The sequence below is a fragment of the Propionispora vibrioides genome, assembly GCF_900110485.1.
GTDB lineage: Bacteria > Bacillota > Negativicutes > Propionisporales > Propionisporaceae > Propionispora > Propionispora vibrioides.
Genome location: NZ_FODY01000002.1, coordinates 152,220 through 177,600, shown reverse-complemented (window position 1 = coordinate 177,600; position 25,381 = coordinate 152,220). Strand labels below are relative to the sequence as shown.

Here is a 25,381-nt window from a genome sequence, read left to right as displayed (position 1 = left end):
GCGGATTCCGACCGGCAGCTAGGAGAATGTATATGGACATTCTGGGAATTGTCAGTCTGGACAGCAGCGAATCCTTGCTGGGAACGGCAGGTGAGCAGCCGCCGCGGGCAGTTTTGCCCTTTGGCGGTAAATACCGTCTGATTGATTTTATTTTATCCAACATGGTGCATTCCGGTATCGCCCATGTAGGGGTGTTTATGGAGCGGCCTCATCCGCTCCTGTTTGAACATCTGCGGTCGGGCCGGGACTGGGATCTGGAGCGCAAGCAGGAAGGTTTGCGGGTGTTTCCCTGGTCTGTTGCCCTCTCGGGGGAGCACGGCGGCGATGTCGGCGGCTTGCGGCGGCAGCTGGAATGGATCAAGCGAAGCCGGCAAAACTACGTTGCTTTTAGCGGCGACAGCATCGTCTGTCCGCTTGATTATGGCGAGGTGCTGCGATTTCATCAGGACCGGGCGGCTGATATAACTGTCGTCTATGCCGGACAATCCTGGCGCGGCGAAATGCCTGACGATTTTTTAAGGCCCGTTTGCGACTCGGACGGGCGGATCAGCGCTTGGGACGATACTGTAAGCGGAACGCCTGACAGTTCGCTGGCCACAGGGGTATTTCTGTTAGATAAGGAATTGTTTGTCGCTCTGCTGGAGGGAAGTGATATAGCGGCGGAACAGGACTTTATCCACCACTGCCTGCTGCCGCAGATGTCCCGGTATCGCTGCTATGGGTTTGGCGTTAATCATCATGTGTTTCCGGTATATTCCCTGCCGAGCTACTATCAGGCCAATATGGCCTTGCTGGAGCCAATGGTCCGGCGGGACCTGTTTGTCCCGCTCCGGGCTGTTTATACCCGGACCGGCGATGAACCTCCGGCGAAATATACCACTCAATCGCAAGTTGCTCACTCGCTGATTGCCGGCGGTTGCCGGATTGAGGGTGTGGTTGAAAATAGTGTTTTATTTAGAGGCGTGCAGGTGAGCCGGGATGCGGTCGTTAGAAATAGTCTGGTTTTACCGGGAACCCGGATTGAATCGGGAGCGGTTGTTGATTATGCGGTATGTGACAGCCGGACGGTTGTTGCTGCCGGACAGCAGTTGGCCGGAACCTGGCAAAATCCGCTGCTGGTACCTTGCGTTACTTAAAGTAAAGAATAAGTTTGCAAGGATTTTTTGTTCCCTTAAAGACAGCGGAGCTGTGCATAGCGGTCTATGCAAAAGCGACGACCGAGGGGGAGCGGAAAAATCCTGCAAAATGATTCCCGGCATTTAGGTGACGAAAGGTACTCAGGTAGCAAAATTTCAGATAGCTTAGATCGTAAAGGAGGCGCGGTAGATGGATATGGAAAGGAATTTGAGCGGCCGCCCGTCAATAAAACCGGGAGTCAAACCGGGAACGGCTGTCCTTGATGCCGCTCAGGCCGGACCGGCCGATAGCGGGATTACGGTGGAACAGTTCAAACAGGATTATCGAAATAAAGTGGAGCGGATGTACGGCGATGGACTGGAGCGGGTTTCCGATCTGGACAAATACAATGCCCTGGTCTCGCTGGTCCGTGACTATCTGGCCGAGCCCTGGTTAAATACCAAGGAGAAGTACCGGCGGACAGGGGCGAAGCAGGTATATTATTTTTCCATTGAATTTTTACTGGGTCGTCTGTTAGGGTCCAATTTGTATAATTTGGGGTTGAATGAAGTCTGCCAGCAGGCGCTAAGTGAACTAGGACTGGACTTACGTACGCTCCGGCAGGTTGAAGAGGACCCCGGCCTGGGCAATGGCGGTCTGGGCCGGCTGGCAGCCTGTTATCTTGATTCCATGGCTTCACTGGGGTTACCGGGTCATGGCATGGGAATGCGTTACCGCTATGGTTTGTTTGAGCAGCGGATTGTTGACGGATACCAGCGTGAATATGCTGATGACTGGCTGATGGACGGGTTCTACTGGGACGTGCGCAAGCCGGCAGAAGCTGTTGAGGTTAGGTTTGGCGGCAATGTCCGGATAAAAAGCAACGGCAAAACCCAGTATATTCACGAGGGTTATGAAACGGTGCTGGCCGTTCCTTATGATGTTCCGGTCGTCGGCTATCGCAACGGTATGGTCAATACGCTTCGCCTCTGGAGTGCCGAAGCCAGGTTAAGTGAAGTGGTTTGCGCCCCCCAGGGCGGCAGCGACTGCCAGAAGGCGGTGGAATACAGCCAAACGGTGGAGGAACTGTCCAATATACTTTATCCTGACGATTCAACCTATGAAGGTAAGGCGTTACGGCTGAAACAGCAGTATTTTCTGGTATCTGCCGGCTTGCAGAGCATTATTCGCAATTACCGGGAAAATAACGGACATCTGCGGGAGTTTCCGCACAAAATAGCCATTCACATTAATGACACTCATCCGGTGCTATGCATCCCGGAGCTGCTGCGGATTCTGCTGGACGAAGAACAGCTTACCTGGGAAGAAGCCTGGAACATTACCGTTCAGACCATGTCGTACACCAATCACACCATTTTACCGGAGGCGCTGGAAACCTGGCCGGAAGATCTGTTTCGCACCGTACTGCCCCGACTTTACCTGATTGTCCGGGACATTAACGAATACTACTGCCGGTCTTTGTGGGAAGCCTATCCCGGTGACTGGGACAGAATCAGCCGGATGGCTATCATCTCCTATAACCGGATTCATATGGCTCATCTGGCAATTGTCGGCTGCCACAGCGTAAATGGTGTGGCCGAGCTGCATACCGATATATTGAAGAATAAGATTATGAAAGAGTTTTGCGATTTCTCTCCTGCCAAGTTTAATAACAAGACGAATGGCGTAACCCAGCGGCGTTGGGTATCCCTATGCAATCCGGCGCTGGCGCAGCTCATCACCGATACCATCGGCCCGCGCTGGGTGGAGCACCCCCAGGAACTGGCTCAACTGGAGCGGCATAGCGCGGATACGGCTTTTCAGCACCACCTGCTTAAGGTTAAGCTGCAGAATAAGGTGGCCCTGGCTAAATATGTGAAAGAAAAGCATGGGATTACCTTAGATGTCAATTCGATTTTCGATTCCCAGGTCAAAAGAATCCATGCTTATAAACGGCAGACCTTGAATGTGCTGCATATCATGGCTTTATACAATCGCCTGAAGGAAAATCCTCTGCTGGATATTGAGCCTCACACCTTTATTTTCGGCGGCAAGGCGGCTGTCAATTATCATATAGCCAAAAACACTATTAAATTGATTAACAGCCTGGCCGATCTCGTTAACAACGATAAAAGCATCCGGGATAAAATAAAAGTGGTCTTTCTGGAAAACTACAATGTGTCCCTGGCTGAACTGATTATTCCGGCCACCGATGTCAGTGAACAGATTCCAACTGCCAGTTATGAAGCCTCCGGCACGGGGAACATGAAATTTATGATGAACGGAGCGGTGACCATCGGCACGCTGGATGGCGCCAACATCGAAATAAAGCAGGCTGTAGGCGAAGATAATATTATCGTATTTGGCCTGACCGCCGAAGAGGTGCTTGCCTACTACCGCGGCGGCGGTTACAATCCCTGGGAGGTGTATCAGGACAATGAGCGGCTCAGACAGGTGGTCGATCAGTTGATCAACGGTTTTTTCCCTGCCGCCGGCGACCTTTTCCGTGGGCATTTTGACAGTCTGCTGCACCAGGGAGATCACTTTTTCGTGTTGAAAGATTTTGCCTCCTATGAAGCGGCTCACCAGGTTCTAGACGAGCGGTACAAGGACCGTCCGGTCTGGCTCAAGATGTGTAGCGCCAATATTGCTCATTCCGGCAGGTTTTCCAGTGACAGAACGTTTGCCGAGTATGCCACTGATATTTGGCATATCAGACCGGACACGCTTCCTTTTTCGGCTAGTGAAAAACAGATAAGGGAAGCGGTCAAGGTTAAAAAAAATGTCCGTATACCCGAAGGCTATCCTTACCAATAAACTAAATGGGGCAATACAAAGGCTGCACAATTGTGCAGCCTTTGTGCCCTATGTAACATTATCGTAAATAGAAGGATTTTCCTGGGCTGTAGCGAAGATTTATCAGTAATATTCCATTAGTCATACTATAATTCCAAACAGAAGTCGAAGGTACATATTGCTGCGGCTGGAGGGTTAATCATGGCTAGAGAGACGAAGAAGCATTTGCGGGAGACGGAAAAATTCAAGCTGGATTTTTTGTACAAGTTACAGACTTTACATGGCAAAGAACTGGAAGAAGCGAGTAATAATGATAAGTATACAGCGCTGGTCGGTGTGCTGCGGGACCGGATCAGTCAGAACTGGGTGGCTACCAACCGGGATTACAGTGAAAAGAGCCGTAAGCAGGTATATTATTTTTCGATGGAATTTCTCTTAGGCAAGCTACTCCCCATGTACCTGATTAATATGGGAGTTCATGATGTCTGCCGCGACGCGCTGGCAGAACTGGATATTGATATAGATAAACTGACGGAAGCCGAGCCTGACGCCGGCTTGGGTAACGGCGGTTTAGGCCGTCTGGCGGCCTGTTTTATGGATTCCATTGCGGCCATGAAGCTGCCCGGTCATGGCAACGGAATCCGTTACCGCTATGGCCTGTTTGAACAAAAAATTGTTGACGGTCATCAGGTGGAGCTGCCGGACAATTGGCTGAAAGACGGCTATGCCTGGGAATATCGCCGCGGTGACCGGGCGACGGAAGTTCGCTTTGGCGGGCATGTCCGTACCGAAGCGACAGGCAATAAGCTGACCTTCATCCATGAGGGCTATGAGCCGGTATTAGCCGTGCCTTATGATGTCCCGATCATTGGCCATGAGAATAATACGGTCAACACGCTGCGCCTTTGGAATGCGGAACCCATTGAAGGTGAGTTTGACTTGCCTACTTTTAACCGGGGTGACTATTTAAAAGCCGTGGAGTACAAGCATTCGGTGGAGCGAATATCCAAGATTCTTTACCCTGAGGATAATTTTTATGAAGGCCGCCTGCTGCGGCTCAAACAGCAATATTTCTTCGTTTCGGCCGGCATACAAAGCATCATCCGGCGTTTCAAGAAGCGGCGGGGCCCTATCCGGGCTTTGCCTGACCGGGTTACCATTCATATCAACGATACTCATCCGGCTGTTGCCGTACCGGAATTAATGCGCATACTGATGGATGAGGAAGGGCTGGGGTGGGATGATGCCTGGGATATTACTACCCGCACCGTGTCCTACACCAATCATACCATCATGCCGGAAGCGCTGGAAAAATGGCCGGTCCAGATGTTTAAGACTTTGCTGCCCCGCATTTATATGATTGTCGAAGAGATTAACGAAAGATACTGTCGCCGTTTGTGGCAGCGCTATCCCGGCAATTGGGACAAAATCGCCCAGATGGCCATTATCGCCGATGAGCAGGTCCATATGGCGCGGCTGGCCGTGGTAGGCAGCTTCAGCGTCAACGGTGTGGCAGCACTTCATACGGATATATTGAAAAAACATCTGTTCCACCATTATTATGAAGATATGCCTCACAAATTCAATAATAAGACAAACGGGATTACTCATCGCCGCTGGCTGCTAAGAGCCAACCGGGGCCTGGCGGAGGTGTTGACCGATACCATTGGTAAGAGCTGGGTGGAGCATCCGGAGGATTTAACCAATTTGCTGAAGTATGACTCCGATGCCTCGGTGCAGGAAAAGCTTAAGCAGGTTAAGCTGCAGAACAAGGAGCATCTGGCCAGGCATATTAAAGAAAAGTATGATGTGCTGGTCGATCCTGCTTCCATCTTTGATGTACAGATCAAACGGATTCACGCTTATAAACGGCAACTCCTGAATGTTTTGCATGTAATGGACCTGTACAACCGCCTGAAGGACAATCCCGACCTGGATATTGTGCCGCGCACCTTTTTGTTTGGTGGCAAGGCAGCGCCAGGCTACTATCTGGCCAAACAGATTATCAAGCTGATTAATATGCTGGCTTATAAAATTAATAACGATCTTTCGATTAAAGGCAAGCTTAAGGTTGTCTTTCTGGAAAACTACAGTGTATCATTGGGTGAGATGGTTTTCCCGGCCTCCGATGTCAGCGAGCAGATTTCCACCGCCAGCAAGGAAGCTTCGGGAACGGGCAATATGAAGTTCATGCTGAACGGCGCGGTTACGATGGGTACGATGGATGGCGCCAATGTGGAAATTAGAAACGCTGTCGGTGATGACAATATATTCATTTTCGGTCTTAATTCCGATCAGGTTATTGACTTTTACCGCTACGGTGGCTATAAGTCTTATGATTGTTACAATAATGACAAGCGGATCAAGTTGATTCTCGATCAACTGGTCAATGGGTATCTTCCCGGCGGCAAAGATGAATTCAGACCGATTTTCGATTCGCTGCTCCGTGATAACGATGAGTTTTTCGTATTGAAGGATTTTGATGATTATGCGACAGCCCAGGAGCGTTTGGACCAAAGATTCCGGGATCAAGGCGTCTGGTCTAAAATGAGTATTCATAATATCGCCCATGCCGGCATTTTTTCCAGTGACCGCAGTATTGCCGAGTATGCCATTGGTATTTGGAATGTAAAACCTGCTGAGATTCCCCGTTTGTAGAGAAAGCTGCTAATAAGATAGCCTGAACCCTGTCAAGGAGATATAGAAGCATGAGAATTGCCGACGTATCTCCTTGTTTGTTATTAAGGACTGTCTGGCCAATCTGCAGGGCAGAAAGTGACAAGGAGGTTGATGAATCAGATGAATATTTCCCTGTTGACGGAAGAAAATCTGTATTTATTTCATGAAGGCAGCAACTTTCGGAGTTATCAGCTGTTGGGGGCTCATCTTGTTGAAGAGGATGGTGTGAGCGGTGTACGGTTTGCCGTATGGGCACCTAACGCCAAAGAGGTAAGGGTAGTCGGTGATTTCAATGTCTGGAACGGGATTTACCATGTTCTGCAGCGGGTGCCTCAGTCGGGGGTGTGGGAACTGTTCGTTCCCGGCTTGACCAAGGGCGATTTGTACAAGTTTGAAATTCATACCTATAGTGACAGCAGTTTTCTTAAAGCTGATCCGTATGCGTTTTATTCCCAACTGCGTCCCGACACAGCATCGGTTGTCTATGACCTAAGCGAGTATGCCTGGCAGGATGAAGCCTGGCAGAAAGCAAAACGGGAAAATCAGATTCTGGAAAAACCAGTGGTCATTTATGAAGTTCATCTGGGCTCGTGGCGCCGGACGCTGGAAAACGACTGGATGACCTATCGCGATATTGCTAATCAACTGGTGGAATATGTGGTGGATATGGGTTATACCCATATTGAGCTGTTGCCGGTAGCCGAACATCCATTGGATGCCTCCTGGGGCTATCAGGCTACGGGATATTATTCGGTCACCAGCCGGTACGGCCGTCCGGAAGACTTTATGTATTTGATTGATTTGTGCCATCAAAAGGGAATCGGGGTCATATTGGACTGGGTTCCCGGCCATTTTTGCAAGGATTCTCATGGCTTGCGCCTGTTTGACGGGACTTGCCTGTATGAATCGGATAATCCGCAGCGCAGCGAGAACTGGGAATGGGGAACCTGCAATTTCGATTTCGGCCGGCCCGAAGTCAGCAGCTTTTTAATTTCCAATGCGCTGTTCTGGCTTGATGAATATCATATTGACGGACTGCGGGTAGATGCGGTCGCCAATATGTTGTATTTGAACTACGGTAAAAAAGAAGGAGAATGGTCGCCGAACCAATACGGGGAAGACGGCAACCTGGACGCTATGCAGCTTCTGCGCCGCGCCAATCAGGTGATTTTTGCCCAACACCCCGGAGTTTTGATGATTGCCGAAGAATCCACTTCCTGGCCGATGATTACCTGGCCGACCGATAAGGGTGGTATGGGCTTCAATTTTAAATGGAACATGGGTTGGATGAATGATATGCTGCGTTATATGGCCCTTGATCCGCTAAGCCGGAAATGGCACCATAGTCTGGTGACGTTTTCCTTGATGTACGCTTTTTCCGAAAATTTTATTCTGCCTTTATCGCACGATGAAGTGGTACATTTAAAAAAATCCCTGCTGGATAAAATGCCCGGCGACTATTGGCAAAAGTTTGCCAATCTAAGGGCGTTCTACGGGTATTGGATGAGTCATCCCGGCAAAAAGCTGCTGTTCATGGGCGGTGAGTTTGGCCAGTTTGTCGAGTGGCGGGACCGCCACAGTCTGGACTGGCATCTGTTGGAACATGACAAGCACCGTCAGTTGCAGGATTATGTGCGGGATTTGAACCATCTGTATCAAACGGAAAAAGCACTGTGGGAAATTGATTTTAAATGGAATGGTTTTCAGTGGATCGATTGCAATGATGCTTCGCAAAGTGTGATCAGTTTCATCCGCCGGGGCAAAGACCCGGAAGATTTCCTGATTATAGTCTGCAATTTCACGCCTGTTGTACGGGAAGACTACCGGATTGGTGTTCCGGAAGCCGGCAGCTATCGGGAGATTTTTAACAGTGACCGGGAAGGTTACGGAGGTTCAGGACAGCAGAATCCGGCAAACATGGAAGCACAAGCCATTGCCTGGCATAACCAGCCCTATTCGCTGGCGTTGCGGATTCCTCCGTTAGCCACTTTATATATAAAGCCCGATAAGGAAAAAAGGTGAGGTGATGGCAGTTTAGTTCAACTTGGCACTGGTTACGTACTTGGAAGGGGCGATAGTATGAAAAAAGAATGTGTAGCCATGTTGTTAGCAGGTGGGCAAGGTAGCAGGCTCGGGATTTTAACGCAAAAATTGGCTAAACCGGCCGTACCATTTGGCGGGAAATATCGCATTATTGATTTTGCATTAAGTAATTGCAATAATTCCGGTATTGATACAGTAGGCGTCTTAACACAGTATAAGCCGCTGGCGCTGAACAGCTATATCGGGATCGGCAGTGCCTGGGATTTGGACCGGAAAGACGGAGGCGTATATGTCCTGCCGCCTTATGCAAAGGAAAAGGAAGCGGAATGGTATAGAGGTACAGCGGATGCTATTTATCAGAATATTAACTTTTTGGAAATGTTCCAACCTAATTATGTTTTAATTCTTTCTGGTGACCATATTTACACGATGGATTACTCATTGATGCTTAAGCATCATAAAGAACAGGATGCCGATGCCACGATTGCGGTCATCGAGGTTCCCTGGAACGAAGCCGACCGTTTTGGTATTATGAATACCAATGAGGAAGGGCGTATTATTGAATTTGAAGAAAAGCCCAAAAACCCTAAAAGCAATTTAGCGTCGATGGGGATATATATTTTTAACTGGCCTGTCTTACGGCAGTATTTACTGGAAGATGGCAAGGATGAAGCCTCCAGCCGTGATTTCGGCAAGGATATCATCCCGAAGATGCTCAAAGGCGGCCAAAAGATGTTTGCCTATGCCTTCAACGGCTATTGGAAGGACGTGGGGACGGTGGACAGCTTCTGGGAGGCCAATATGGACCTGCTGGAACCTGAACCGGAATTGGACATCTATAATTCCGACTGGCGCATCTACTCGGTCAATCCGACCCATCCGTCGCAATACATCGCGCCGACTGCCAAGGTAAAACAGTCGATGGTCTGCGAAGGCTGCATGGTGTTTGGCGAAGTTGAGCACTCCATCCTCTTCCCCGGTGTTTACGTCGGGTCGGGTGCAAAAATCAAAGACTCCATCGTCATGTCCCATGTGCAGATTGAAGCCAATGTAACGCTCAATAAAGCCATTATCGGTCAAAAGGCGATATTGAAAGAAGGCAGTACGGTAGAGGGGGAACTGCACGGGACAGAACGGGATATTGTCATGGTTGGCGGCGATGAAGTGATTGCCGGCTATACGGCAGTAAACAAGAACGAACCGGTAGAGGAACCGGAAGACGATGAAGAGGAGAGTCGATAGCATGGATGCAATGGGCATTATTAATCTTAACGATCCGGATGGGTATATCCATGAATTGACACAATACCGTCCTCCTGCCGGCGTACCGTTTGGCGGACGGTACCGGCTGATTGATTTCCCGCTGTCCAATCTGGTAAATTCGGGAATTACCAACGTGGGTATTCTGATCCAGCATAAATACCGTTCGCTCATGGACCATTTGCGTTCAGGCAAGGAGTGGGATCTGGCCCGCAAACGGGACGGCCTGTTTTTGTTGCCGCCAGCTACTTCGGCCTATCCGGGCGAGGTGCACCGCGGTGATGTGGAAAACTTCCTGAGCAATATGGACTATTTAATTCGCAACAGGCAGAAATATGTGGTTATTTCCGGTGCCATTACGGTATGCAATATGAATTACCGGCAGGTTATCGATTACCATGAGAAAAAGGGCGCTGACATCACCATCATTTACAGTGAAAGGGATTATTCCGAAGAGGACGCCAGTCAGTCGCTGATGGTCGAGGTTGATCAGGACCGCCGGGTCGTTGACATGCAGGTAAAGCCCCATGTTTCTCACAATAAGAAGCTTTGTATGGAAATGTTCGTTATGGAGAAGAAATTACTGATCAGTCTGATCAGGGACTGCGTATCTCATGGCGATTATGACTTTATTAAACATTGTATTATCAAAAATATCGGTAACCTGAATATGTGCGGTTATCCCTATAACGGCTATGTGGCCCGGATTCACTCGCTGCAAAGCTACTATAAACATAACATGGATTTACTAAAACCTGAAGTTTGGCAGGAATTGTTCTTCCGGGAAGGCTTTATTTACACCAAAGTTAAGGATGAACCGCCTTCACAGTATTTTGAAAGCGCTGAAACTTCCAATTCGCTGGTGTCCGGTGGCTGCCGGATCGCCGGCAAAGTGGAAAATAGCATCCTGTTCAGGGGCGTCAAAGTGGCGGAAGGTGCTTATGTTAAAAACAGTATCATTATGCAAAAGTGCGAGATTGCTGCCGGCACTGTTTTGGAAAACGTAGTGTGCGATAAGGATGTTCAGGTGGCCGCCGGGAAGCATTTGAGAGGGGATGCCCATTATCCATTTGTTATTAAGAAAGGGATGGTGATCTAATCGTGTTGAAAGTATTGTTTGCTGCAGCTGAAGCAGTCCCGTTTGTTAAGACCGGCGGATTAGGCGATGTGATCGGTACATTGCCGCGCGAATTGAAAAAACAGGGCGTCGACGTGCGCGTTATACTGCCGAAACATGGCGTTATTCCGGAAAAGTATAAACGGCAGATGGTTCTTAAACAAACCCTGGAGGTGGCTGTTAGCTGGCGCAAGCAGTATTGCGGCATTGAAGAGCTGGAATATGAAGGGATTACCTGTTATTTTGTCGATAACCAATACTACTTTGGCAGTCGTCCGGCAGCATACGGACATCATGATGAAGCCGAATGCTATACCTATTTTTGCCGGGCGGTGCTTGAGTGCCTGCCGGTCCTTGGGTTCCAGCCGGACATTTTACACTGCCACGACTGGCATACGGCACTGATTCCCGTGTTCTTGCAGGCCCAATACCGTTTGAATCCGTTTTACCAGCAGATGAAAACACTGTTTACCATTCACAACCTGCGGTATCAGGGCCGTTTCGCCAAAGAGATTGTACCGGATATTTTGGGGCTTGATTGGGAATATTTTAATAACGGCAGCATCGAATATCATGACAGTGTCAACTTCATGAAGGGTGGCTTACTATTTGCCGACCTGATCTCCACTGTCAGCCGCAGTTACGCCGAAGAGATACAGTACCCCTTTTTCGGGGAGGGGCTGGACGGTTTGTTGCGTCATCGACGGAAGCAGTTGATCGGTATTATTAACGGCATTGACTATAACGAATACGATCCGGCTGCCGACGCCGTGCTGCACACCCACTACGATGCCAACTCACCGGAACTGAAACAGAAGAATAAGCGCAGCCTGCAGGAGAAGCTGGGACTTCCCCGAGTTGATATTCCGGTCATTGGCATTGTGTCCCGCCTGGTCGGCCCCAAAGGCTTCGACTTGGTTGCCAATATTCTCTTTGAATTATTGGGCTCGGAAGATATTCAACTTGTGGTGCTGGGCACCGGTGAGGGTAAATACGAGGAACTGTTCAGGCATGCAGCCTGGCGGTATCCGGACCGGGTTTCGGCCAATATTTTCTTTGACGACGCACTGGCCCACCAGATTTATGCCGGTGCAGACCTGTTCTTAATGCCATCGCTATTTGAACCCTGCGGTATTGGGCAGTTGATTGCCATGCGTTACGGAGCTTTGCCTGTTGTCCGCGAAACAGGCGGTCTGAAAGATACGGTACAGTCGTTTAACAGAATAACTGGTCAGGGAACCGGGTTTACTTTCGATAATTATAATGCCCATGATATGCTGTTTACCATCAGGAGAGCCATCCGGTACTATTATGATAAGGAAAATTGGCTGAAGATTGTTCGCAATGCGATGGCCAAGGACTTTAGCTGGCATGCTTCCGCTCAGGCATATCTAGATGTCTATCAAAAACTTGTCAATCATGAACTATAAGTAGTAAGGGTCAGTCCATTGGCGGTGATGTATCGTTGATGGACTGATCTTGCATATCTAAGTTGTACCCGCATAAGTATAAGAGAGGATCGGACGGCAAGGCTGCATAGACGGTATCCTCCGGCAGGGGTGGAAATGCTGCCGTAATGAAGGAACTGTATGCCGAAAGAGAGGGAGCTGCAAGTGAAGCAAGAGTGGATGTTGCACAATTCTCATTTAATGGAGTTTCGTAATCCCTTTGGCGCCGTGGCTTGTGGTACGAAGGTCGTGATCCGGCTGGCTGTCGGCAATTGGCTGGAACCAACGAGGGTTGTACTGCGGTTATGGCAGGATAAGACAGGAGAACGACAAATTGACATGCAGCTCTTGGACGAATCCGAGGAGCGCCGCATTTATCAGGGTGAATTGACGGCACCGGAGAATCCGGGCCTGTTATGGTATTATTTTATTGTCGAAGAATATCAACGAACTTATTATTACGGGAACAATCCGCGCAATCAGGGCGGCTGTGGCCGGATATACCGGGAACCACCGGCGTCTTATCAGATAACGGTCTATCAACAGGGAGCGACAACACCGGCCTGGCTTAAACAGAGTGTGATGTATCAGATCTTTCCCGACCGTTTCTATAACGGCAAAGATGGCCAGGTGAGCGGCGCTCCGGCTAACAGTATGATTCATACCGACTGGAATAATGTCCCGTACTATGTCCGGGATTGTGATACCAAGGAAATCATGTATTATGACTTCTTCGGCGGCAATCTGCAGGGAATTATAAAAAAACTGCCTTATTTGCAGGAATTAGGCATTGATGTGGTTTACCTGAATCCTATATTCAAGTCGGCCAGTAATCATCGCTACGATACCGGTGATTATCACCAAATTGATCCTATGCTGGGCGATGAGGCTGTTTTTGAAGAGTTGTGCCGGGAAGCTAAAAAAAGAGGCATTTCCTTTATTCTGGACGGTGTTTTCAGTCATACCGGCAGTGACAGCCTCTATTTTAACAAAGAAGGACGTTATCCCGGCACCGGCGCTTACCAGTCACCGCAATCACCGTACTATTCCTGGTATCGCTTTACCGAATATCCGGAGAAGTACGAGGCCTGGTGGGGCATTGACACGCTGCCTAATGTACGGGAGATGGAACCTACTTACGTTGACTTTATCATCGAAGGCGAAGACAGTGTCGTGAAGCACTGGCTGAAAAAGGGAGCCCGGGGCTGGCGGTTGGATGTAGCGGACGAACTGCCTGATACATTTATTAAGAAATTGCGTACCCACTTAAAACAGGTTGACCCGGACAATGTGCTGATCGGTGAGGTATGGGAGGATGCTTCGCTTAAGACTGCCTATAGTGAGCTTAGGCAATACCTATGGGGCGATGAACTGGATTCGGTTATGAATTACCCGTTCCGGAAAATCCTATTGGATTTTGTGCTGGGACTTAAGGATGCGGAGGAAACCCATAGTGCACTGTTAAGTCTGTGTGAAAACTATCCGAAAGAAAATTTTTATGCTTTAATGAATCTGATTGGCAGCCATGATGTACCGCGCATTATTACTTTGCTGGGTGAAGCGCCGCCGGGGGACACCATTTCTGTAGGCAAACAGGCGCGGTTCCGGCTGGACAGCGAAAAACGGCAGCTGGCCCTGGCCCGGCTTAAACTGCTCAGTTTATGGCAGATGACGTTTCCCGGCGTGCCGGCAGTCTATTACGGCGATGAGGCCGGTCTGGAAGGCTATCGGGATCCCTACAACCGCGGTACCTATCCCTGGGGGCGGGAAGATCAGGCGCTTTTGACCTGGTATAAGAAAATTATTGCCCTGCGTAAAGCGCATCCCGTTTTTTCCACCGGTACCTGGGAACTGCTCTATGCCGGCGGTGATATTTACGGTTATATCCGGCGGATCGAAAATGGCCGGGATGTGTTTGGTGCGGCCGAACCGGATGCGGCGGCGCTGGTGCTATTCAACCGCAATCCCCGCCGGACCATTCCGGTCACGCTGGACCGGCTTGATAATCTGTACGGGACATTTACCAGCCTGCTGCAGGACTATGAACCTATTACCGTATGCGAAGGAAAGCTGAATGTGGTGCTTAAACCACTGGAAGCCCAGGTATGGCTAAGACGGGAGGAAAGCGCCTTTCCCCGTGAAAGCGGCGTTTTGCTCCATCCGACCTCTTTGCCATCTCCCTACGGGGTTGGTGATTTAGGGAAAGAAGCTTATCTTTTTGTCGATTTCCTGGCGGCCGCCAGGCAGAAACTTTGGCAGGTATTTCCACTTAATCCGGTGGGTTTCGGCGAATCTCCTTATCAATGCCTGTCGGCCTTCGCCGGCAATAAGCTGCTCATATCGCCGGAATTTCTGGCCCAAGAGGGCTGGCTGCTTAGCGAGGAGCTGGAGTCATACAAACTCCCGGTTACCGATCAGGTAGACTTTGCGAACGTTAAAGTAAGTAAAGAAAAGCTGCTGAGTCAGGCTTTTTACCGATTTAGCCAGCAGCGTCCGCAACAAACCTATCGGAACTTTATCAGGGAGAATTCCTCCTGGCTGGAGGACTATGCCCTGTTTATGGCGTTGAAGGATCATTTTGAGCAAAAGGCCTGGAATGAGTGGGAGCCGGATATTGCCCTGCGCGAACCGGCGGCGCTCGAACGCTACCGGAAACTGTTAAAAGAACAGATTGATTATCATCTGTTTCTCCAGTATGTTTTTTATCAGCAGTGGGACGGACTAAAACGGTATGCCAATGAGCGGGGCATTCGGATTATTGGCGATATACCGATCTTCGTCGCCTATGACAGTGCTGACGTATGGGCCAACCGTCATTTGTTCAAGCTGGATGCAAGCTGCCGGCCTGTCACGATTGCCGGCGTGCCGCCCGACCGGTTTACGGCAGACGGGCAGCTCTGGGGCAATCCGCATTATGACTGGGCGCGAATGGAGCTAGACGACTACGCCTGGTGGCGAGATAGGTTTTCTGTACTGGCCAAACAGGTTGACCGGATACGGATTGATCATTTCCTGGGCTTTGAAAATTATTATCAAATTTCCTACGGCGAACTTACAGCAGCTAATGGTAAATGGGTCAAGGGGCCGGGGGTTGGTTTTTTTCAGACGATAAAACGGTATCTGGGGACATTGCCGATCATTGCGGAAGACCTGGGGGTGATCACCAAGGCTGTGGAGGATTTAAAACATGCCTGCGGTTTTCCTGGCATGAAGGTGCTGCAGTTTTCCTTTTACCGCGATAAGACAGGGCCTTGCATGCCGCCGGTATTTGAGCAGAATGCGGCGATCTATACCGGGACCCATGATAATGATACTTCGGTTGGCTGGTATCAACAGGCACTAAGCGAAGAGCCGGAGATGATTCAATTCATGCTGACTTGTCTGGATTTGCCGGAAGGCACTGATAGTGAAACTTTTTGCTGGCGGTTTATCGAGTATGCCTATCAGAGTAACGCCAATACGGCAATTATTCCGATGCAGGATCTTTTATGTCTGGATAGCCGGGGACGGATGAATCGCCCTGGCACTTTAGGAGGCAACTGGCAGTGGCGTTGCCGGAAGGAAGCGTGGACTTCCTTGCTGGCAGAACGGCTGGCCACTTTGGTTGAACGCTGTCGCCGCTGAGGCTGGATTTGGAAAGGCTGTACCGACCTTAAGGTCGTACAGCCTTTTTATCTGAGCCGGTGATTTTCTTGCTTACCGGCTGAAAAAATATCAGTCCGGAAAGGAAGTTCTGTTCTTTTCTTCTTTAGGGAAAAATGGGCTTGCCCGTTAGTTTTAACAGGCAGATCTTTCTTGACAAAAGTGCAGTTTTACCATTATACTTCTTGTGGTGAAAAGAAGAGGTTTATTCAATATCTGTTGAGAATACAGATTTTTTTAGTCAAGGATAATGTATACAAAAAACATGATTTATAATTATATGGGTTACGGGAGATGTTTTCATGCTGCATGAGACGGAAATTACGCAAATACGGCGAAAAGTGTTGAGCGAATTGTCACGGCTGGCCTTTACACACAGTCTGGAGGAACAGGTTCAGGATATTTTGACTACCGTAGTGACTGAGAATGGTTCACGCTATCGCTGCTGTGTTCATAAAGAACGGGCCGTGCTAAAAGAACGGATTAACCTGGCGCTGAGCCAGGATATGACACTGCCGTTGCAGGAGGCCGCCCGCCGGGCACTGGAGCAGCATAAGGCCAACATGCCGGTAATCAATGTCATTCCCGAGGCTTGTGATGAATGTCCGATTGATAAGTTTATTGTTACCGATGCCTGCCGCAATTGCCTGGCTCATAACTGCATTGCCAGTTGTCCCAAGAAGGCCATTAAGGTCATTCAGAACCGGGCTTATATTGATAAAGCCATGTGTATTGAGTGCGGTCTCTGTAAACGCTCTTGCCGGTATGGTGCCATCATTGAAATCGGCCGGCCCTGTGAAAGGTCCTGCTCACTGGGGGCCATCAGTTCGGCTGATGAGCGGCGGGTCAGCATCAATTATGACCGTTGCGTGGCTTGCGGCAACTGTAAATTGGCCTGCCCATTCGGTGCCATTGACGAGCAGTCGTTTATTGTGCAGGTCATCCAGCAACTGCGTTCGGGCGCAAGAATATATGCCATTCTGGCACCCTCCTTTGTCGGACAGTTTGGCGTGAAAATAAAACCGGGACAGGTAGTGAATGGCCTGAGAAAAATTGGTTTTTATGAGGTCCAGGAAGTGGCCGTTGGCGCTGACGCGGTGGCTATGGCGGAAGCGCTGGAACTGAGCGAGGCCGTTCCGGCCGCAAAAGAGTTTATGACAACGTCCTGCTGTCCGGCCTTTGTGGCCATGGTAGAGAAGCATATGCCGGATTTGGTGGAGCATGTTTCTACAACACCTTCACCGATGGTTATGCTGGGGAAAAAAATTAAGGCCGAGGACCCGTCGGCTGTTATCGTCTTTATCGGACCCTGTACCGCAAAGAAAATGGAGACGAAGAAGTCAGGCGGCATCATTGATTTTTCCCTTACCTTTGAAGAACTGGACGCCATGTTGACAGGGGCCGGTGTGCGGCTTGCCGATATGCCGGAGGAGGGCTACGGAACTCAGGCGACCTATGAGGGCAATTTATTTGCCTGTGCCGGCGGTGTGGCTAAAGCGGTTATCAGCGCCACGGCGGCTATGGGGATGAATGCTGCTATCACTACCCAGCAGTGTGACGGTTTGGAAAACTGTAAGACCCTGCTTACTCAAGTGAAGCGGGGTAAGATAAAAGCCGAGCTGGTAGAGGGAATGGCCTGTAGCGGCGGCTGTGTCAATGGCCCGGGAGTGCTGGCCGATTGCCGGGTAACGGCTAAGCAGGTGGAGCGGTTTGCCGTACAGGGGCAGGCCGGCAATATCTAGCCGGTAAATAATACCGACTCGGTGGTCCGTCCACTTTGCATGGGTATAGATGAGCTTAGCGTGGACGAACCACTTGGATAAATGTCTTGACCTCCCAGAAATTTGTGGTAATGTATAGTTGGAGGGGAAAACATGGCAGAATTAACATATGAAGTAGAAAAGAGCTGTCCGGTCTGTGAAGGCACGGTGATGGTAACCAAGGTGCGCAGCCGGCTGACCATGGTGAAGCAGGATACGGATTTTTGCACTTATTATCAAGGCATCAACCCTTACTATTATTATGTATGGGTTTGTCCGCATTGTGGTTTTGCCGCCCCGGAAGCTGAATTCGGCGGTTTTGTTCATGACAAAGTAAGGAAGTTTTTGACCGGAAAAAAAGTCAATATAAACTTTAGCGGTGTAAGAACCCGCGAACAGGCGTTCAATACGTACCGTCTGGGGATTTTTTATGGTGAGATGGCCGGTATTCAGGCAAGCAAGCTGGCAACGCTGTATTTACGTTTAGGCTGGCTATATCGTGAAGGTGAGCAGCTGGAAGACGAGCAGGCCGCCTTGGCGAAAGCTGCCGAACAATTTGAAAAGGCTATGATTTATGAGCGTTTCCCGATTGGCGGTATGTCGGAAGTGCAGCTTATGTACTTGTTGGGAGAACTTTTCCGGCGCACCGATAAGCTGGATGAAGCCTTGTTATTTTATAACCGGGTGGTTTCCAATCCGCAGGCGAAAATGGAAAAGAAAATTTTGGAGATGGCACGGGATGCCTGGCAGGACACCCGTGATCTCAAGAAGCATCAAGCCGCTGCTGCTGAATAAAAAATCCGGTGCATTAGCACCGGATTTTTTATTCAGCGGTTTCCGTTTCATCCACATAACTGGCAACGATTTCACCAAAATAGAGCGTGTGATAATCGCCGCTGGGATAACAGGTATTGGCAATGGCCGCCGTAACCTGTTCAGGCTGCATCGGTTGTTTGAAAACGACCTTGCATTCATAATGCAAGCCGCAGTTGGCGATGCGGGGTGTAGTCAGTTTTTGGGCCGGCACGGCCTGCAGGCCGGCGGCGGTGAATTTATCGATATCCCGTCCCGACCTGGAGCCGCAAAGGGCCAGGGCCTGGCGCATATCCTTAAAGGGGATGCTTACGGTGAATTCATTGCTTTTCTCAATTAAATCAAAGGTGTAGCGGGATGGGCGCACCATCGCCATAAAAATGGGCTTTTGCCAGGCAAAGCCGATGGAACCCCAGGCAATGGTCATGGTATTTACCTTGCCATCGAAAGCAGTGGTTAAAAAGGCACCTTTGCTGAGAATTTCCACTGCCTTGGCACTCAATTCATTATAGGCAACATCTTTCGTCATGGGCGGCCTCCTTGTAAGTAATGTAAAAGTCTGCTTGGCATTTGACTTCACGATAGCAGACGGGACGGCAGACAAAGGGTGTTAACCGTGCTTGCGGCAGAATTCTTTCATGAATTCGCTAAGCGTTTGACAGCCGGCTACCGGCATAGCATTGTAAATCGAAGCTCTTAGTCCGCCTACCGAACGGTGTCCCTTCAAACCGGACATGCCGGCAGCAACCGATTCGGCAGCAAATATTTTTTCCAGTTCTTCATTGGGCAACCGGAAGGTGACGTTCATCAGTGAACGGCTGTCTTTGTCGGCATGGCCGCGATAGAAGCCGTTGCTGCTATCTATTGCGTCATAAATCAACTTGGCCTTGGTTACGTTGCGTGCTTCCATAGCGGTAAGCCCACCTTGCGCTTTTATCCAGCGCAGCACCAAATTAAGCAGATAGACCGCAAAGGTCGGCGGTGTATTGTAGAGCGAATCGGTTGAGGCATGTGTGTCGTAGCGCAGCATGGTGGGAATGGTCTTGGGACTGTTTTCCGTCAGTTCTTTGCGGATAATGACGGCGGTCACTCCGGACGGACCCAGGTTTTTTTGCGCTCCGGCGTAGATCAGTGAGAACTTGGACGCATCGAACGGGCGGCATAAGATATCAGAGGACATATCGGCAAAGAGCGGCACCGGACCAAAGGAAGGAAGCTCTTTCCATTGCGTACCGTAAATTGTGTTATTTGAGGTAATGTGGACATAGGCCGGCTTGTCGCTAAGCTGAATTTCTTCCTGTTGTGGAGTGCGGCGGTATTTACCTTCCGCTGTGGAGCCGGCGATATGGGTCTGCCCAATCAGCTTGGCTTCTTTGAGTGCTTTCTCCGACCAGACACCGGTCAGGATATAGTCGGCGGTCTGGCCGGGCGTCAGAAAATTAAGCGGAATCATGGCAAACTGTGTGCTGGCGCCGCCTTGCAGAAAGAGTACACGATATTCGTCGCCCAACCCCAGCAATTCTTTCATGTTAGCTTCTGCTTCATGATTTACTTCTTCATACGGTTTGGAACGATGGCTGATTTCCAAGATGGACATTCCGGTATTGTTAAAATTTAAGAGCTCCTCTTGGGCTGCCTGTAATACGTCGAGCGGCAGTACAGCAGGGCCGGCATTAAAATTGATGATTCGGTTAGACAAAAGAATACCTCCCAGATTTCGCAAAGTGCGACATGATTTATGTTATTCTCAAGAAAAATATGTGATTTTTCGCCAGTGTGAATTATGATAATAAATCATATCACTATTTACAGTAATTTGCCAAGAGTAAATATGAGATTTCAGCAAAAATATGTAGATAAATGTTTTTTTTGAAAACACACTTGACTTTACGAAGTGGATAAAATATAATCAGTCTAACAACTGAAATGCAGGGCTAGCGGTTTTATTGCTGCTTTGCCTGTTGAACACAATGAAAGAGAAGTCATAAGCCGCAGTACGGCAGAGAGCCGGTGGAGGGTGCAAACCGGTGTACTGGGCAGATGATTCCGCTCCGGAGTGGCTGGTGATGAATTATGACGGGTCCGCCCGATACAGCGGTCAAAGTAGGCTGCGTATGCGGCAAGCTGGGTGGTACCGCGGGATTTCAGTCTCGCCCCAAATTTTTTGGGGCGGGACTTTTTTGCGTGACCGGAAGGTTTGAAATCCGGTCATAAACCCAGGGACGGAGCTTCTGTTCTGTCCTTGCGAAAAGGGGCATTAAGCAAGTTGTTCGCTGATACTTAGTTACAGTATGTCCCTTTGGTCTAATTTTAAATTTGGAGGTAGACAATGAAGATTTTAGTAAGTGATCCTGTTTCCGCACAAGGCATTGAAATTTTGCAAAAGGAATTTCAAGTTGATGTAAAGACCAAACTTTCGCCGGAGGAACTGATTGCGATCATTCCCGAATACGACGCTCTGGTGGTAAGAAGCGAAACCAAGGTGACCAAGGCGGTCATCGAAGCGGCTGTTAAACTGAAAGCCATCGGCCGGGCCGGTGTCGGGGTAGACAATATCGACGTAGAGGCAGCCACTAAAAAGGGTATTATTGTTATGAATGCTCCGGAGGGTAATACCATTGCCGCTACGGAGCATACCATTGCTATGATGATGGCGCTGACGAGAAATATCCCGCAAGCCTATGCTTCGATGAAACGGGGCGAGTGGCAGCGTGGCAAGTTTACCGGTGTGGAAGTACGCGGTAAAACGCTGGGGGTTATTGGTCTTGGCCGTATCGGTACAGGTGTTGCCAAACGGGCGATTGCCATGGAAATGAAAATTTTGGCTTATGATCCGTTTATCAGTGCGGAACGGGCCAAAGCGCTGGGCATTGAGCTGGGCGAGCTTGATGAGGTATTTGCCAATGCTGACTTTATTACCCTGCATTTACCGCTTACCTCGGAGACGAAAAATCTGATTAATAAAACGGCGTTTGACAAAATGAAAAACGGCGTTCGTCTGGTCAACTGTGCCCGCGGCGGCGTGATTAACGAAGCTGATTTGGCTGCGGCTATTGAAGCGGGCAAGGTGGCCGGCGCTGCCATTGACGTGTTTGAAAAAGAACCGGTTGATCCGGAGAATCCACTGTTAAAACTGGATAAAGTGGTCGTTACGCCGCATCTGGGAGCATCCACGGCGGAAGCGCAGGTAGGCGTGGCTGTCGATGTGGCTCATGGTATTATCGCCGCCTTAAAGGGCGAGCCGGTGGCCACCGCCGTCAACATGGCACCCATTCCTGCCGATGTGCTGGAACGGATTAAGCCATTCTTTACTTTAGGGGAAAAAATGGGCTGCCTGGCAGTGGCTATCGCCGATGGCCGTATCAACTCCATCCAGGTGGAATACAATGGTGAAATTACCGAAGTGGACACGAAAATGCTGACCACGGCAGTAGTCAAAGGCGTGCTCAATCCCATCCTGCAGGAAACGGTGAACTATGTCAATACACCCGGTATCGCCAAAACCCGGGGCATTGCCGTCAGGGAAGTGAAAATAAAACAGACGGCTGATTTTGCCGATTTAATTACGGTAAGAATTAACAGTGACAAGGGCTATCATACGGTTGGCGGCACGCTGTTTGGCCAGGAGGGCCGGATTGTTTCCATCGACGGCCATCGCGTGGATGTCGATCCCAACGGCTGGCTCATGCTGAGTCCTCATATTAACCGGCCGGGCATTATCGGTAAGGTGGGCACCCTCTTAGGTCAGGAGGGCATTAATATTGCCAGCATGCAGGTAGGGAAGACGACGACGGAAGGGACCAATATTATGGCCTTAGGGGTCGATTCCGATATCCCCGTCGATGTATTGGCCAAGATCAAGGCAGTGGACGGAATATTCGGGGCGAAATTAGTTAATTTCAACGCCGGTTAATTTAGTAGGAGGAAAAAAGATGGCTGTAATCAAACCGTTTTGCGGAGTAAGACCTGCGCCGGAATTGGCGGAGAAAGTGGTATCCCTGCCTTATGATGTTATGGACTCGGAGGAAGCCAGAAAAATAACCGAACAAAATCCATACAGTTTTCTTCGGGTTACCAAATCCGAGGTGGATTTGGACCGCACTGTTGATATTCATGGGCCGCAGGTATATGAAAAGGCTGCCGAGAATTTGCGGCGCTTCATTGCCGAGGGAATTTTGCGGCAGGATGCTACACCTTGCTTCTATATATATAAGCAAAAAATGGGCGATCATGTGCAGATTGGTCTGGTGGCCGGGGCATCGGTGGCCGAGTATCAGCAAAATATAATCAAGAAACATGAACTGACCAGACATGACAAAGAACTGGACCGTGTAAATCATATTACGGTCACCGAAGCCCAAACCGGCGCCGTTTTTCTTACCTATCAGGCTGATCCGGCAATCAACACTTTGATCGCGTCGCACATGCGTACACCGGTATATGATTTTATTACGGAAGACGGCATTGGACATACCTTGTATGTTGTTTCTGACGAAAAAGCCATTGCCGATCTGGAGGCGGCTTTTCAAAAGGTTCCGGTCATGTATATTGCTGACGGACATCATCGTTCGGCTGCCGCCGCCAGAGTCGCTAAGACCTGGCGTGAGAGAAACGGGGCAGCGGACGGAACGGAAGCGGAGCGCTTTCTAGCCGTGATTTTTCCCCATGATATGATGTATATTATGGATTATAACCGGGTGGTCGCCGATTTGAACGGTTTCACACCGGAGGCTTTTTTGCAGGCGATTAAGGAAAAATTTGATGTTGCCGAATATGCAGATGGTGCCTGCAAGCCGCAGGCTGCCCATACCTTTGGCATGTATCTCAACACCGGGAAGTGGTACGCTCTTACGGCCAAAGCGGCGATTATTCCGGTCGATAATCCGGTGGAGAGTCTGGATGTCAGTATTTTGCAAGCCCGGGTATTGCAGCCGCTGCTGGGTATTGAAGATCCCCGTACCGATAAACGGATTCATTTTGTCGGTGGCATACGGGGGATGGCCGAATTGGAAAGGCTGGTGGACAGCGGAAAATTTGCCGTAGCATTTTCCATGTTCCCTACTTCCATTACTGAACTGATGGCAATCGCCGATGCCGGTCAGATTATGCCGCCTAAGTCCACCTGGTTTGAACCGAAACTACGTGATGCCATGGTCATTCACACTATTGCCAGGTGAATTTTGCTGGCTAAAGCCATAGCTTCCGGTTTGCTTTGCCGGTGATGAAAAATTCGCCGCACTAGGGTGTGCCTTCAAAATAACGGAATGATTCATGGCGAGGGATTTTTGCGTCAGACGAGTTATACCCTAAAGGGCACGCGAAATTTTTCAGGAATAGCGGCCCCTATTTCAAAAAAATTTAAAGAAGTATGACACAAAAAGCACCGCTAGGAATCGTTTCGGATAATTTGAAGACACGTCCTAATAATCATAGCGTATTTTGAGATATTTGGGGTTCTCTGTTTGACTGACGGAGAACTCCAAATATTTTTTTGTCTATATTTTTTTGTCTATATTTTTTTGCCTGTCCGGGACCGCAGAAAATAGGGAGAAAAGGCTATTTTAGGAGCAATTACGCAGCAGGAGAAATTCCATCTTTTTCTTGACAAAGTAAAAATAAGTGCTATATTATACTTGTGCTTTTGAAACTGATATTCATTATCAGAAATGTGTAAATGAGGTTACAAATGAAGGCTGAATCAGGGAACTGCTATACGGAGTCAAAAGTAGGCATGAATACGTTTCTCCGCATGACCAGTTATGCCGGAAACTGCCCGGAGGCTTTCGCGGCGGCGTGGAATACGTTTCAAAGGATAGAGCGATTATGCAGCCGTTTTGAACAAACGAGCCAGCTTTCGCAAATCAATCAAATGGCCGGCAAGGCACGGGTCCCTGTAGCCGCAGAAGTTTTGGAAATTTTACTGGCGGCCCAGAATGTTGCGAATTTTACCGACGGTGCCTTTGATGCGACGATCGGAGCCGTAACCGAGCTTTGGGCGATTGGCGGACCGGAAAGTAAGCTTCCGGCGGTAAGCGAACGTAAAAAGGTGGCGGCGCTTGTTGATTACCGGTTGCTGGATATCAACGGGGAAGGTGTTTTTTTGCCGCAGTCGGGCATGAAGCTTGATCTGGGCGGGATTGCCAAGGAATTTGCCGTGCATGAGGCCGCCAAAGCGGCATCGGCCCAGGGATTCTTGGCCGGTATTATTGATGCCGGCGGCGACATTTGCACCATTGGCGCAAAGTCTGACCAGGAAGCCTGGCGGATTGGCATCCAGCATCCCCGGCAGCAGAATGCACTGCTGGCCAGCGTCTCATTGCAGAATTGGGATACGGTGGAAACATCCGGGGATTATCGTCGCTATCTCCAAAACCAGGACTTTTTCCATTCCCATATTTTTGATCCCCGTGCTGATGTCGGAACCGGTGAATTGATCAGCGTCACGCTGATTTACAAGAGGAAGGAACAGTTGCTTCCGATTAACGGAACGGCCTGCATGGCCGGCGGCTTAGCGGCAAGCAGACGGTTTCTGGGGCAGCTCCCGGAAGTCGAAGCTATTTTGGTGACAAATACCTTGCAGGTCTTTGTTACGGAGGGGCTGGAAGATTACATTCATGTGCTGCCGCAGGACATGAAACAGCAAACAGTTGTACTAAAAAGGAAGGTGTTTCAGGGTTGAACAGTATAGAACTTTTCCAAAAGGGCGG

General features: G+C 49.5%; 15 protein-coding genes. 13 read left to right on the top strand and 2 right to left on the bottom strand.

Features of this window, described 5'->3' with window-relative positions:
* Nucleotides 1–32: 32 nt before the first annotated feature.
* The 10 genes from glgD (BMW43_RS02745) to BMW43_RS02700 all read left to right on the top strand — a co-directional run bounded on the left by glgD (BMW43_RS02745) (nucleotide 33) and on the right by BMW43_RS02700 (nucleotide 18,656).
* Nucleotides 33–1,136: a glucose-1-phosphate adenylyltransferase subunit GlgD gene (gene glgD / locus BMW43_RS02745; RefSeq protein ID WP_177173438.1), complete on the top strand. Its 1,104-nt coding sequence runs from the start codon at nucleotides 33–35 to the stop codon at nucleotides 1,134–1,136.
* A 190-nt stretch (nucleotides 1,137–1,326) separates the two neighbouring features.
* Nucleotides 1,327–3,933, top strand: coding sequence for a glycogen/starch/alpha-glucan phosphorylase (locus BMW43_RS02740; protein WP_281246112.1), 2,607 nt, complete (start codon nucleotides 1,327–1,329; stop codon nucleotides 3,931–3,933).
* A 180-nt stretch (nucleotides 3,934–4,113) separates the two neighbouring features.
* Nucleotides 4,114–6,570, top strand: a complete 2,457-nt coding sequence (locus BMW43_RS02735; RefSeq protein WP_091743869.1) for a glycogen/starch/alpha-glucan phosphorylase — start codon at nucleotides 4,114–4,116, stop codon at nucleotides 6,568–6,570.
* Nucleotides 6,571–6,711: 141 nt separating this feature from the next.
* The gene (gene glgB / locus BMW43_RS02730) at nucleotides 6,712–8,613 is read left to right on the top strand and encodes a 1,4-alpha-glucan branching protein GlgB (RefSeq protein ID WP_091743978.1); all 1,902 of its coding nucleotides are present in this window, start codon (nucleotides 6,712–6,714) and stop codon (nucleotides 8,611–8,613) included.
* A 57-nt stretch (nucleotides 8,614–8,670) separates the two neighbouring features.
* On the top strand, nucleotides 8,671–9,876 hold the full coding sequence (locus tag BMW43_RS02725; RefSeq protein WP_091743868.1) for a glucose-1-phosphate adenylyltransferase: 1,206 nt from the start codon (nucleotides 8,671–8,673) through the stop codon (nucleotides 9,874–9,876).
* Between the two features lies 1 nt (nucleotide 9,877).
* Entirely contained in the window at nucleotides 9,878–10,993 is a 1,116-nt protein-coding gene (glgD, locus tag BMW43_RS02720; RefSeq protein ID WP_091743867.1) for a glucose-1-phosphate adenylyltransferase subunit GlgD, read from the top strand.
* A gap of 2 nt (nucleotides 10,994–10,995) precedes the next feature.
* A complete protein-coding gene (gene glgA / locus BMW43_RS02715; protein WP_091743866.1) occupies nucleotides 10,996–12,441 on the top strand; it encodes a glycogen synthase GlgA in 1,446 nt (481 codons plus the stop codon).
* A gap of 159 nt (nucleotides 12,442–12,600) precedes the next feature.
* Entirely contained in the window at nucleotides 12,601–16,083 is a 3,483-nt protein-coding gene (locus BMW43_RS02710) for a bifunctional glycogen debranching protein GlgX/4-alpha-glucanotransferase (RefSeq protein ID WP_177173437.1), read from the top strand.
* A gap of 320 nt (nucleotides 16,084–16,403) precedes the next feature.
* Nucleotides 16,404–17,843, top strand: a complete 1,440-nt coding sequence (locus BMW43_RS02705; protein ID WP_091743865.1) for a 4Fe-4S dicluster domain-containing protein — start codon at nucleotides 16,404–16,406, stop codon at nucleotides 17,841–17,843.
* A gap of 132 nt (nucleotides 17,844–17,975) precedes the next feature.
* The gene (locus tag BMW43_RS02700) at nucleotides 17,976–18,656 is read left to right on the top strand and encodes a DUF2225 domain-containing protein (RefSeq protein ID WP_091743864.1); all 681 of its coding nucleotides are present in this window, start codon (nucleotides 17,976–17,978) and stop codon (nucleotides 18,654–18,656) included.
* Between the two features lie 28 nt (nucleotides 18,657–18,684).
* Here the strand turns inward: BMW43_RS02700 and BMW43_RS02695 are convergent, their stop codons facing one another.
* Nucleotides 18,685–19,203, bottom strand: a complete 519-nt coding sequence (locus tag BMW43_RS02695; protein ID WP_091743863.1) for a flavin reductase family protein — start codon at nucleotides 19,201–19,203, stop codon at nucleotides 18,685–18,687.
* Between the two features lie 81 nt (nucleotides 19,204–19,284).
* Nucleotides 19,285–20,373 carry a 3-phosphoserine/phosphohydroxythreonine transaminase gene (gene serC, locus BMW43_RS02690; protein WP_091743862.1) on the bottom strand — a complete coding sequence of 363 codons (1,089 nt, stop codon included), beginning with the start codon at nucleotides 20,371–20,373 and terminating at the stop codon, nucleotides 19,285–19,287.
* Between the two features lie 630 nt (nucleotides 20,374–21,003).
* Between serC and serA the strand changes: the two genes are divergently transcribed.
* The 3 genes from serA to BMW43_RS02675 all read left to right on the top strand — a co-directional run bounded on the left by serA (nucleotide 21,004) and on the right by BMW43_RS02675 (nucleotide 25,353).
* A complete protein-coding gene (gene serA, locus BMW43_RS02685) occupies nucleotides 21,004–22,587 on the top strand; it encodes a phosphoglycerate dehydrogenase (RefSeq protein WP_091743861.1) in 1,584 nt (527 codons plus the stop codon).
* A 19-nt stretch (nucleotides 22,588–22,606) separates the two neighbouring features.
* Entirely contained in the window at nucleotides 22,607–23,851 is a 1,245-nt protein-coding gene (locus BMW43_RS02680) for a DUF1015 domain-containing protein (RefSeq protein ID WP_091743860.1), read from the top strand.
* Between the two features lie 509 nt (nucleotides 23,852–24,360).
* Complete coding sequence (locus BMW43_RS02675) at nucleotides 24,361–25,353, top strand: FAD:protein FMN transferase (RefSeq protein WP_177173436.1); 993 nt, start codon at nucleotides 24,361–24,363, stop codon at nucleotides 25,351–25,353.
* The last annotated feature ends 28 nt before the right edge of the window (nucleotides 25,354–25,381 follow it).